This window comes from Streptomyces sp. KR55, from assembly GCF_052245645.1.
GTDB lineage: Bacteria > Actinomycetota > Actinomycetes > Streptomycetales > Streptomycetaceae > Streptomyces > Streptomyces flavusporus.
On record NZ_JBQQCE010000365.1, the window covers coordinates 1 to 10,015 of the forward strand.

A 10,015-nucleotide genomic window follows, 5' to 3' on the forward strand; every position below is an offset into this window, starting at 1 on the left:
CCGATTCCAGTGCGGCCACCACCCGCAGCCGCACCACCTCCCGCGCGGCAGGCGTCAGCCGACGCGCGTCCTCAACCCCGATCACACCCGGCCAACGAGCAGGCAACTCAACCGTTCCGGCTCAATAACTTCTGCCGGGTGAGCGACGACTTCGAGTTGAAGCGATCCAAGAACATCAAACACACACGGGACGCACTCATCGCGTCGACAGCACGCTTCGAACAGTGCGCGTTGGTCACCAACGAGCACCGATTGGCCAAGCGATCTCGCGAGCGCGGGCTCGAAGTCCTGACCAGTGCGGAACTGTTCGCCGAGATCGGCTTCACCTACCCGCAGCTCGCGCCTACCTCATCGGCGACCACGACGTAGCACTCCGGCGTCTCACACATTTCTCACAGACCGTCTCACACCGTCTCCCTTCCCAGGCCGCTGACCTGGACGTTTGCCGGACTCCCTGGACTGTGTGGACGCCCTGACCTTGACCTCAGCTACTGGGGGGCAAGGGGTCGCAGGTTCAAATCCTGTCGTCCCGACGATGCGAAGGGTCTTCGCAGGCGAGAGCCTGTGAGGGCCCTTTTTCGCGTGGGTCGCATTCGGGCTTCGAGGTTGAGCATGCCGCTCATCGGCACGATCTCGTAGCGGCGGGGAGTGGCGGTTTACGCGTAGTGGCGGGACGGGCTGCGCGTCGGGTCTTCCTGTCGGCCTGGTCGGGAGCACGCTGAGTGTGTGGGCGCACATGAGGTGAACCGGGTTCGGGCAAGGTCATCGCATGCACTGCTCGACCACTGCCGCGACCCGTTCTGTGGCCGGTGAGTTCTGGCCTGCTCGGCGTGCGAGTCCCAGTTGGACGGTTTCGGTTTCGGTGAGCGGGGCGTAGGTGACACCGTCGAGGCGGAGGCTCTGGACCGACTCCGGGACCAGGGCGACACCGTGTCCGGCCGCGACGAAGACGACCAGGGTCGAGGTCTCGCCGACCTCGATCAGCGGTGAGGGCTCGAACCCGGCGCGAGCGCACGCGGCGAGAACCCGGTCGTGCATGGAGGAACGGCTCCGGGACGGGTGGACGACGAACGGCTCGCCGGCGAGCGCCGCCAGGGGGACCGTGCGGCGGCCGGCCAGCGGATGGCCGGTGGGCAGGACGGCAACCAGTCGTTCGGACCGGAGCGCGGTGACCTCGAAGTCGGCGCCCACCGGAGCGTCGGTCCGCAGCAGCGCGAGGTCGTAGGTGCCGTCGAGCAGGCCTTCGACGAGTTCGGGGTTCAGCAGCTCACCGTGCAGTTCCAGCGCGATGTCCGGGAGCTGCGCCCGTACCGTACGGGCGATCCGCGGCAGGACGTCATACGTGGCGGTTCCGACGAACCCGATGGACACGCGGCCGGCCTGGCCGGTGGCGAGCAGGGACATCTGATCTTCCGCTCGTTCCACCTCGGCCAGGATCGACCGCGCGTACGTGACCAGGTGCCGGCCGGCCTCGGTGAGTTCGACGCGCCTGGTCGACCGCGTGAACAGCGTCGTCCCGAGCTCCTTCTCCAACTGCTTGATCTGTTGGGAGAGGGCCGACTGCACTACGTGCAGGCGCTCGGCGGCGCGGCTGAAGTGGCGTTCCTCGGCGCGTGCGAGGAAGTAACGGACATGCCGGAGCTCCATGACCGCATTTTATCTGGCTCACTGATTAATTGAGCAGAACTGGGCATTGGACGAGATCAGTCCCGGAATCTACGTTGAGTCCCATGGTTGCCAGCTTCGTTTACGCCGCAGTGCGAACGCCCTTCGGACGGTTCGGCGGTGCCCTCGCCGACGTCCGGCCCGATGACCTCGCCGCCATCGCTGTCTCAGGAGTCCTGGCCAAGACTCCGTCACTCGACCCTGCCCTGATCTCAGACGTGATCTGGGGCAACGCCAACGGCGCGGGCGAGGACAACCGCAACGTCGGCCGGATGGCCGTCCTCCTGGCGGGGCTGCCGACCTCGGTGCCGGCCACGACCGTCAACCGGCTCTGCGGCTCCTCCCTCGACGCGGCGATCATCGGCTCGCGTGCCGTCGAGACCGGCGACGCCGACATCGTCCTCACCGGTGGTGTGGAGTCGATGACTCGCGCCCCTTGGGTGCTGCCCAAGCCGTCACGCGCTTTCCCCGCCGGCCATGTGACCGCCGTGTCGACCACCCTGGGGTGGCGGCTGGTCAACGATCGTATGCCGAAGGAGTGGACGGTCTCGCTGGGGGAGGCGAACGAGCAGCTGGCCGAGAGGTTCGCCATCCCCCGGGAACGGCAGGACGAGTTCGCCGCCCGCTCGCACAACCTCGCGGACGACGCCTGGAACTCCGGGTTCTACGACGAGCTCGTCGTGCCGGTCGTGGTGGACGGCGAGGTCCGGCTCGCTCGTGACGAGGGGATCCGGTCCGGATCCACGCCGCAGAAGCTGGCAGGCCTCAAACCGTCGTTCCGCCCCGACGGCGTCATCACGGCCGGGAACGCCTCTCCGCTGAACGACGGTGCGTCCGCCGTGCTGATCGGTTCCGAGGACGCGGCCTCGCACATCGGCCACGCGCCGCTGGCGCGGATCGCCGGCCGCGGGGTGTCGGCGCTGGAGCCGCAGATGTTCGGGTTCGCGCCGGTCGAGGCGGCCGAGCGTGCACTGAGCCGGGCGGGGATCTCCTGGTCGGACGTGTCGGCGGTCGAACTCAACGAGGCCTTCGCCGTGCAGTCGCTGGCCTGCGTGGATGCCTGGAAGATCGATCCGGCGATCGTGAACACGAAGGGCGGTGCGATCGCGATCGGCCACCCGCTCGGCGCCTCCGGCGGCCGCATCCTCGGCACGCTGGCCGCGCGACTGCGTGCGTCGGGGGAGCGGTGGGGTGTCGCCGCGATCTGCATCGGTGTCGGGCAGGCGCTGGCCGTGGTCCTGGAGAGTGCGGCATGAGCGTTCAGCTGTACGCGCATCCCGATGACGCCGTCGCCGGGATCGAGGACGGATCGACCGTGCTGGTCGGCGGGTTCGGCATGGCCGGCATGCCGGTCGAACTGATCGACGCGCTCATCCGGCAGGGCGCGACCGATCTGACCGTGGTGTCGAACAACGCCGGCAACGGCGACACGGGGCTGGCGGCGCTGCTGGCCAAGGGACGGGTGCGCAGGATCGTGTGCTCCTTCCCCCGCCAGTCCGACTCGTGGGTCTTCGACCGGCTCTACCGCGAGGGACGGATCGAGTTGGAAGTGGTTCCGCAGGGCACCCTCGCCGAGCGGCTGCGCGCGGCCGGGGCCGGCATCGGCGCGTTCTACTCGCCCACAGGCGTCGGCACGCCGCTCGCCGAAGGCAAGGAGACCCGCGAGATAGCGGGCCGTACCTACCTCCTGGAGTACCCCATCAAGGGCGACGTCGCGCTGATCGGCGCCCACCGGGCCGACCGGATGGGCAACCTCGTCTACCGCAAGACCGCCCGCAACTTCGGGCCGGTCATGGCCACCGCCGCGACCACGGTCGTGGCACAGGTGCGCGAGATCGTCGAGACCGGTGACCTCGATCCGGAGGCCGTCGTCACGCCGGGCATCTACGTCGACCGCGTCGTACAGGTGGTGCCGGCCGCATGAACCCGACGAACGCTTTCGTGGAGAACCTCGGCCGGGGGCCGCTGACCAAGCACGAGATGGCCGCCCGGGTGGCGCGCGACATCCCGCACGGTTCCTACGTCAACCTGGGCATCGGCCAGCCGACCCTGGTCGCCGACCACCTGCCTGCGGGGTCGGGCGTGGTGCTGCACACCGAGAACGGCATGCTCAACATGGGCCCGGCAGCCCAGGAGGGGCAGGTCGACCCCGATCTCACCAACGCGGGGAAGATCCCGGTCACCGAACTCCCCGGGGCCGCCTACTTCCACCACGCCGACTCCTTCGCGATGATGCGCGGCGGACATCTCGACGTCTGCGTACTCGGCGCCTTCCAGGTGTCCGCGGTCGGCGACCTGGCCAACTGGCACACCGGCGCGGCCGACGCCATCCCGGCCGTCGGAGGCGCGATGGACCTCGCCATCGGCGCCAAGAGGGTGTTCGTGATGATGACGCTCTTCGCCAAGGACGGCACACCGAAGCTGGTGCCTCGGTGCACCTACCCGCTCACCGGACTCGGGTGCGTCGACACCGTCTACACCGAGTTCGCGACGTTCCGCGTCGGTCCCCCGGGCGTGACCGTGCTCGAGACCTTCGGCATCACGTACGACGACCTCGCGCAGCGCCTCGACGTCCCCCTGTCGCTGCCGGACGGCAGCTGACCGTCCCTCGCCCGGCTGCGGCGCATGGGCGGCGTTCCATGGCTCAGGGCATGAGTGCGACGGAAGCACTCGGTCAGATGCTCGCCGCGTGATCGGGGACGTAGGTCTGCAGATCGCGCGGCGGGCGCTCGTAGCCGGTCGACGCAGGCCGCTCCGGCAGCTCCAGCACCGGCGGCGGCACCTCGTGGTACGGCACGGAGTCCAGCAGGTGGGCGATCATGTTCAGCCGGGCCCGGCGCTTGTCGTCGCTCTCGACGACGTGCCAGGGCGCCTCGGCGATGTCGGTGTGCACCATCATCTCGTCCTTGGCCCGGGAGTACGCCTCCCAGCGGGTGATCGACTCCAGGTCCATCGCGGACAGCTTCCAGCGCCGCAGGGGATCCTCCAGCCGGCGCCGGAAGCGCTCCTGCTGCTCGGTGTCGCTCACCGAGAACCAGTACTTGCGCAGCAGGATCCCGTCCTCCACCAGCATCCGCTCGAAGATCGGGCATTGCCGAAGGAAGAGCTGGTGCTCCTCCTTCGTGCAGAAGCCCATCACGTGCTCGACGCCGGCCCGGTTGTACCAGGACCGGTCGAACAGCACGATCTCCCCGGCGGCCGGCAGATGCTCGACGTAGCGCTGGAAGTACCACTGGCTGCGCTCGCGCTCGGTCGGCTTGGGCAGCGCCGCGATGCGCGCGACACGCGGGTTGAGATGTTCGGCGACCCGCTTGATGGTGCCGCCCTTGCCGGCCGCGTCCCTGCCCTCGAAGATCACGACCAGCCGGGCGCCCTGGGCGCGCACCCACTCCTGTAGTTTCACCAACTCCGTCTGCAGGCGCAGCAGTTCCTGTTCGTATGCCTTGCGCGGCACCTTCTCCGCCTTCTTGCCGGCCATGCCGCCTCCATCGCCCGATGGCCTACGTCGATGACTTCAACGTAGTCACTGTTATCAACCCGCGAGGGCAGGTGCGGCGACGGCCTGTGGCGTACGGGCCAGGGCCGCACGCAGGGTGGGGTGCAGCTCGAAGGCTCCTGAGAGGCCGACGATGTGAAGGATCCGCCGGAGCGCACGCTGTCGGTTACCAGCCGCAACCGGCCGTCCCGGGCCTCGACTCGGTTCCGTGCCCGGCACAGGACTCCGAGACCGGTGCGGTCGATGAAGGCCATGGAGCGCAGGTCCAGGACCAGATCGGGGTGCTGGTCGGCGGTGAGCGTCTCCAGCCGGGCCGCGAGGGGCGGCGCAGTGAAGATGTCGATCTCGCCGCGCAGTTCCACGACGGTGGTTGCACCGACGGTGCGTTCCGTGTGGTGAGGCGCGGACCTGGGGTCGTTCCCGGACATGGTCTGAGACCACAGGGCAACGTGAGGCACGGGTAGGGCCGATCGGCCCTGACGGCCTGGTCCTGCCGGCCCGTCCGGAGGGGCGGCGGAGTGGCCGACCGGCCCGAGCATCACCGGAACACTCCGGACGGGCCGGCCGATGTACCCCCGATGACGGTTTCCGCGAACTCGAGCGGCAGGAGTGCCTGCGGCTGATGGCCAAGGTGCCCGTCGGCCGCATCGTCTGCACGCGCCGGGCCCTGCCCGCCGTGCTGCCGGTGAACTTCAGCCTGGGCGACGAGGGCGCGGTCCTGCTGCGCACCTCCGCAACCTCGGAACTGGTCCGCGCGATCGACGGCGCCGTGGTCGCCTTCGAGACCGACGACGTCGACGCGGCCCGGCACTCCGGCTGGAGCGTTGTCGTCACGGGCCCGGCCACGGTGGTGACCGACCCCGCCGAGCGCCAACGCCCGGCCCGCACCGGCCCGGTCTCCTGGGTGCCCTCGCCGCAGGAGGTCTTCGTCCGCATCGAGCCCGAACTGGTCACCGGGCGTGAGCTCGTCGGCGGACGCACGCTGTACGGGGTGGACCTCACCGCCTGAACGTGGCGTGGGGGTGTGCGGGGCTGAGGAAGTGCACGGTGGTCTTCTCGGCGTGCGGGACGAGCAGACCCTGCAGTTCATCCGCTGCCGTCTTGATGTGGTGGCCGTCGCGGGTGGCGTGGAGGGTTTCGAGGACGAAGGCGACGTGCGTGGAGTCTTCGGTGACGCGGGTGCGGTGGGCGTCGCGGTGGTTCCAGTGGCGGGTCAGGACGCCGGTGGTGTCCGCGTAGATGATCTCGCCGGGCTTGGGGTTCTCGGTCGTGTCGGGTTCACCGAGCGGGGTGAACTCCTCGCTGCCGTCCGCATGGCGGATGTCGACGTCGCCGGTGACGTGGTCCAGGTCGAAGGCGCCGGCGGGCAGTCCGTTCCGGACGGAGACGGCGTTGTAGGAGTCGACGGCCGGGTTGATGCGCGGCAGCGTTCCTTTCTTCGCGAAGCGGCGGCCGAGCGCGTCGACACTGGGGCGGATGCGGCGGGGGTTGGTGCCGAAGGACCGGTAGGCGGTGTGCCACGCCTCGATCCGGGGATCGGTCTCGTCGGCGGGCTGCCAGGTGCCGTCGGCGAGTTGCTGCTCCAGGTCCTCCAGGGCGGCGGTGGTCTCGGGCCAGGGTTCGCGGCCGCGCAGGCCGGTGGCGGTGACCAGGGCGATGAGGGTGTCGGGGAAGGCGTCGGCGACGGCGGGGGCGATACGGAGGGCGGTCATGGGCGGGGGCTCCGTTCCTTGGTGCGTGCGGGTGGATTGCGTGCGGTGGATTGCGTGCAGTGGACGGGTCAGGGCTTCCAGGGGCCGATGCGATCCGGGCGGCGAAGCTGTCGGCGCATGCTGTTCCTTGCGCGGTCGGTGCTGCGGCGGGTGGCGGCGGGCCGGGGTCAGGTGAGGGCGAGGAGGCTGACGGCGACGGCGGCGGTGCCGAGGCCGACGAGCTGGCCGCGGTGGATGCGTTCGGCGAGCACGCTGCGGGCGAGCAGGACGGTGCCGGCCGGGTAGAGGGCGGTGATGACGGCGACCACGGCGAGGTCGCCGCTGCGGGCGGCGAGCAGGAACAGCAGGTTCGCCACCGAGTCCAGCACACCGGCGGTGGCTGACATCGCGTAGGCGGGCCGTTCGGGGCCGAGTCTGCGGTGCAGCAGTCCGGCTGCGGTCAGGGTGACGGCGGAGGAGACGGCCCGGCCGATGATCAGCGGGCCGATGCCGCTGTCGGACGGGGCCTGGTGCAGGAAGATCAGCTGGAGGGCGATCGCGGCGCCGGAGCCGAAGGCCAGCAGCATCGCGATGCGCGAGGGACGTGCGCTTCCGGCGCCGTGTCCGGCGCTGACCAGTACCACCGCCATCAGCGCGAGCGGCAGGCCCACCAGTCCGGTCAGGCCGAGGTGCTCGCCCTGCAGCAGGCCCACGCCGACCGGCAGCACGGCGGACACCAGCGCGGTCACCGGTGAGAGCACGTTCATCGGACCGATGGCCAGGGTGCGGTAGAGCAGGGCGAACGCGGCGGCCGACGCGACACCGGACGCGGCGCCCCACCCCAGGGTCTCGGCACTGAACGAGGCGCCGAGGAACGGCCACAGCAGCAGCTCGACCGCGAGAGAGGCCGGGGCGGCGATCATCACGGTGCGCAGCACATGCGCCTTGCGGGCGCCGAGGCCGCCGAGGAAGTCGGCGCATCCGTAGGCCAGGGAACTGCCCAGGGCCAGCAGCAGAGCGATCACGGTGTATCCCTTACTATTCAATGGAACGACCAAACCGTACAACGGACCGACCGGGGGTAGTCAACCAAACGACCGGACGGTGCATTGAAGTGGTCCACTTACGAGAAGGGTGATCGGATGGCCGAGACCGAGGCAGCCCTGCGGACGCTCGCGCACAACGTCAGGGCAGCCCGCAACCGTGCCGGCCTGTCCCTGGACGAACTCGGCCGGCGCGCCAAAGTCAGCAAGGGCGCCCTGGTCGCACTGGAGAAGGCGCAGGGCAACCCGAACTTCGCCACCCTGGTCCGGCTGGCCGACACCCTCGGCATCTCGGTCTCCGCCCTGATGGAAGGGCGGACCGAAGGGCGCGTCCGCGTCGTGTCCGCCGACTCCGTGATGCCGCTGTGGACCGGAGAGCAGGGCAGCGAAGCCCGGCTCATGCTGACGACCTCAGGCCCGGCCCCGACCGAGGTCTGGCGCTGGAAACTGGAACCTGGCGAGGAGTACCCCAGCCACCCCCACCAGGCCGGCGTCGTCGAAACCGTCAGCGTCACCGCCGGACAGATGACGCTGATCGTCGACGGCACCGAGCACCCGGTCGAAGCCGGACAGACCGCCACCTTCGACGGCGACGCCCCCCACACCTACCGCGGCACCGGCACCACGACCTGCCACCTGATCATGACCGTCCACCTGCCGCCCGGCCCCGCCTCTGCCACCTGACCAGTGCTTTCCGTGAGACGCCCTGGGCCCGTCATGTGTCCGGTGCCGCCCTGTGGGTCGGCGGCCAACCGGCCCTCTCCCTGGTGATCCTGCCACTGGCCCGCCATCTGCTCGCCCCGGAGGCCAAGGACTGCTTCACCGCCGCGGCCGGCCGCCGGTTCGGGCTGCTGACCGGTGCGGTGTTCCTGCCCGTGCAGCTGGCCACCGGCTGGGCCATGACCTGGCACAGGGGAGTCACCTGGGCCTCCCTCGCCGAACCCGGCTAGGGTCGAACCCTCGCAACCAAACTCGCCCTCTTCGTGGCGGTGATGCTCGCTGCGGCCGGCCACGGCATCGCCCACGCCAAGGGCCGCACCGACCTGGCCCGCGCCCTGGCGGTCGTCTCCCTCGTCGGCTCCCTCGGCGTCGTCCTGCCGGCCACGGCCCTGCCCGCCACTTGACCAGCGGCCATGACGAGGAAAGCTGGTGCCCCCGCGGACGGAACGCGCTGCCCTCTGCTGCCGCCCAGGGGAGGAACTACCCCCCGTAGTCGATGCTCGGGTACCAGTCACCGCGGCCCTGTGGTGTCAGGTCGAGTAGGTGCCAGACGGGGGCCAGCAGGTCGATGCCCCGCTCATCGATGTCGTCGGCCATGCGAGGGTGCGCGGAGTAGAAGTGGCGGACCGTGCCGTCGCCGTCACGCGTGAACACCGAGACGGTGGAGTCCTGTTCGCCGTCCTTGTCCTCGCTGCCCATGTCGTACTTGAACGTGCTGTCGCCGCAGCTCAGCAGACGCAGTCGGTGCCAGCCCCGGTTGCGGGCGTGCTGCCGCAGGGAGGGCGGGTCGGCGGCCGCGGCGATGACGAAGTCCGCGTTGCGGGCGATGTGGTGGGCGATGCCGTTGAAGCCGTCGGTCCACAGGGTGCACATCGGGCAGGGTTCGGTCTGCTTCTTGCCGTACATGAGGTGGTAGACGATCAGCGAGCGGTCCGGGGCGGTGAACAGTCCGCTCAGGGTGACCTCGCGGACCGGCGTGTCGCCGGCGTCGAGGTCGGTGGGGCCTTCGAGGAAGACGTAGTCGTCGACGGCCGGCCCCGGCGGGAGGGCCCGTCGCTGGGCGGCCACCTTCTCCTGGTGGCGCATGAGCTCGATCTCGGCCAGGCGCAGCTCCTCGCGGGCGGTGAGGTAGTTCTCGGATTCCCCGGCCAGTCTGGTGTGCCGCAACATCGCGTCCTCCTGGGGTGGCCATTTCCCCCGTGGCAGTCTTCCAAGTCTAGGGCGGCCGCTCCGTCCTGGCCGCCGAATGAGGCCCTGTGGCCCGCAGCGTGGGGCCGGCCACCCCTCCCCAGGAGGGACGGCGGCGCAGGGTTGACGGAACGGACGAAAGCTGTGCGAAGGAGCGGTGATGCAGACCCGGGAAGCCGATGCCACAGGCGCGGCGGGCACCGGAAGCCCAG

General features: G+C 70.0%; 13 protein-coding genes and 1 pseudogene. 8 read left to right on the forward strand and 6 right to left on the reverse strand.

Annotated elements, in window-relative coordinates; all coding sequences use genetic code 11:
• Positions 1-138: 138 nt before the first annotated feature.
• Positions 139-369, forward strand: coding sequence for a hypothetical protein (locus ACTWQJ_RS37600; protein WP_443310928.1), 231 nt, complete (start codon positions 139-141; stop codon positions 367-369).
• Positions 370-762: 393 nt separating this feature from the next.
• Here the strand turns inward: ACTWQJ_RS37600 and ACTWQJ_RS37605 are convergent, their stop codons facing one another.
• On the reverse strand, positions 763-1,647 hold the full coding sequence (locus ACTWQJ_RS37605; protein ID WP_443310929.1) for a LysR substrate-binding domain-containing protein: 885 nt from the start codon (positions 1,645-1,647) through the stop codon (positions 763-765).
• 83 nt (positions 1,648-1,730) lie between these two features.
• Between ACTWQJ_RS37605 and ACTWQJ_RS37610 the strand changes: the two genes are divergently transcribed.
• Genes ACTWQJ_RS37610 through ACTWQJ_RS37620 form a run of 3 tightly spaced genes read left to right on the forward strand, consistent with a single transcriptional unit; the run spans position 1,731 to position 4,266 of the window.
• Positions 1,731-2,921, forward strand: a complete 1,191-nt coding sequence (locus tag ACTWQJ_RS37610; protein WP_443310930.1) for a thiolase family protein — start codon at positions 1,731-1,733, stop codon at positions 2,919-2,921.
• Positions 2,918-3,589: a 3-oxoacid CoA-transferase subunit A gene (locus tag ACTWQJ_RS37615; protein ID WP_443310931.1), complete on the forward strand. Its 672-nt coding sequence runs from the start codon at positions 2,918-2,920 to the stop codon at positions 3,587-3,589. Before ACTWQJ_RS37610 ends, ACTWQJ_RS37615 begins: the two co-directional genes overlap by 4 nt.
• Positions 3,586-4,266, forward strand: coding sequence for a 3-oxoacid CoA-transferase subunit B (locus ACTWQJ_RS37620; protein ID WP_443310932.1), 681 nt, complete (start codon positions 3,586-3,588; stop codon positions 4,264-4,266). The genes ACTWQJ_RS37615 and ACTWQJ_RS37620 overlap by 4 nt, the downstream gene beginning before the upstream one ends.
• Positions 4,267-4,339: 73 nt before the next feature.
• On the opposite strand, the gene ppk2 is transcribed toward ACTWQJ_RS37620, so the two are convergent.
• Complete coding sequence (gene ppk2 / locus ACTWQJ_RS37625; RefSeq protein WP_443310933.1) at positions 4,340-5,143, reverse strand: polyphosphate kinase 2; 804 nt, start codon at positions 5,141-5,143, stop codon at positions 4,340-4,342.
• Positions 5,065-5,700 carry an STAS domain-containing protein gene (locus ACTWQJ_RS37630; RefSeq protein WP_443310934.1) on the reverse strand — a complete coding sequence of 212 codons (636 nt, stop codon included), beginning with the start codon at positions 5,698-5,700 and terminating at the stop codon, positions 5,065-5,067. The genes ppk2 and ACTWQJ_RS37630 overlap by 79 nt, the downstream gene beginning before the upstream one ends.
• Before the next feature lie 35 nt (positions 5,701-5,735).
• On the opposite strand from ACTWQJ_RS37630, the pseudogene ACTWQJ_RS37635 reads away from it, so the two are divergent.
• Positions 5,736-6,170: pseudogene (locus ACTWQJ_RS37635) on the forward strand (pyridoxamine 5'-phosphate oxidase family protein); the annotation flags it as partial.
• Here ACTWQJ_RS37635 and ACTWQJ_RS37640 read toward each other — a convergent pair.
• Together ACTWQJ_RS37640 and ACTWQJ_RS37645 are read right to left on the reverse strand one after the other, a co-directional pair.
• Positions 6,160-6,873, reverse strand: coding sequence for a B3/B4 domain-containing protein (locus ACTWQJ_RS37640; protein ID WP_443310935.1), 714 nt, complete (start codon positions 6,871-6,873; stop codon positions 6,160-6,162). The pseudogene ACTWQJ_RS37635 and the gene ACTWQJ_RS37640 sit on opposite strands and share 11 nt — an antisense overlap.
• Positions 6,874-7,040: 167 nt before the next feature.
• Positions 7,041-7,877 (reverse strand): EamA family transporter, encoded by an 837-nt coding sequence (locus ACTWQJ_RS37645; protein WP_443310936.1) that lies wholly within the window; start codon positions 7,875-7,877, stop codon positions 7,041-7,043.
• 117 nt (positions 7,878-7,994) lie between these two features.
• On the opposite strand from ACTWQJ_RS37645, the gene ACTWQJ_RS37650 reads away from it, so the two are divergent.
• The 3 genes from ACTWQJ_RS37650 to ACTWQJ_RS37660 are packed head-to-tail and all read left to right on the forward strand — an operon-like array spanning position 7,995 to position 9,019.
• Positions 7,995-8,579 carry a helix-turn-helix domain-containing protein gene (locus tag ACTWQJ_RS37650; protein ID WP_443310937.1) on the forward strand — a complete coding sequence of 195 codons (585 nt, stop codon included), beginning with the start codon at positions 7,995-7,997 and terminating at the stop codon, positions 8,577-8,579.
• Positions 8,580-8,614: 35 nt separating this feature from the next.
• Positions 8,615-8,845: a hypothetical protein gene (locus tag ACTWQJ_RS37655; protein ID WP_443310938.1), complete on the forward strand. Its 231-nt coding sequence runs from the start codon at positions 8,615-8,617 to the stop codon at positions 8,843-8,845.
• 33 nt (positions 8,846-8,878) lie between these two features.
• A complete protein-coding gene (locus ACTWQJ_RS37660; RefSeq protein WP_443310939.1) occupies positions 8,879-9,019 on the forward strand; it encodes a hypothetical protein in 141 nt (46 codons plus the stop codon).
• 76 nt (positions 9,020-9,095) lie between these two features.
• On the opposite strand, the gene ACTWQJ_RS37665 is transcribed toward ACTWQJ_RS37660, so the two are convergent.
• Positions 9,096-9,785 (reverse strand): DUF899 family protein, encoded by a 690-nt coding sequence (locus ACTWQJ_RS37665; protein WP_443310940.1) that lies wholly within the window; start codon positions 9,783-9,785, stop codon positions 9,096-9,098.
• Positions 9,786-10,015 lie beyond the last annotated feature (230 nt).

What these genes read in the sequence shown, in the direction of transcription:
- ACTWQJ_RS37605 (WP_443310929.1), bottom strand. Translation starts at nt 1,647, where the DNA reads ATGGAGCTCCGGCATGTCCGTTACTTCCTCGCACGCGCCGAGGAACGC.
- ACTWQJ_RS37610 (WP_443310930.1), top strand. Translation starts at nt 1,731, where the DNA reads ATGGTTGCCAGCTTCGTTTACGCCGCAGTGCGAACGCCCTTCGGACGG.
- ACTWQJ_RS37615 (WP_443310931.1), top strand. Translation starts at nt 2,918, where the DNA reads ATGAGCGTTCAGCTGTACGCGCATCCCGATGACGCCGTCGCCGGGATC.
- ACTWQJ_RS37620 (WP_443310932.1), top strand. Translation starts at nt 3,586, where the DNA reads ATGAACCCGACGAACGCTTTCGTGGAGAACCTCGGCCGGGGGCCGCTG.
- ppk2 (WP_443310933.1), bottom strand. Translation starts at nt 5,143, where the DNA reads ATGGCCGGCAAGAAGGCGGAGAAGGTGCCGCGCAAGGCATACGAACAG.
- ACTWQJ_RS37630 (WP_443310934.1), bottom strand. Translation starts at nt 5,700, where the DNA reads ATGCTCGGGCCGGTCGGCCACTCCGCCGCCCCTCCGGACGGGCCGGCA.
- ACTWQJ_RS37640 (WP_443310935.1), bottom strand. Translation starts at nt 6,873, where the DNA reads ATGACCGCCCTCCGTATCGCCCCCGCCGTCGCCGACGCCTTCCCCGAC.
- ACTWQJ_RS37650 (WP_443310937.1), top strand. Translation starts at nt 7,995, where the DNA reads ATGGCCGAGACCGAGGCAGCCCTGCGGACGCTCGCGCACAACGTCAGG.
- ACTWQJ_RS37665 (WP_443310940.1), bottom strand. Translation starts at nt 9,785, where the DNA reads ATGTTGCGGCACACCAGACTGGCCGGGGAATCCGAGAACTACCTCACC.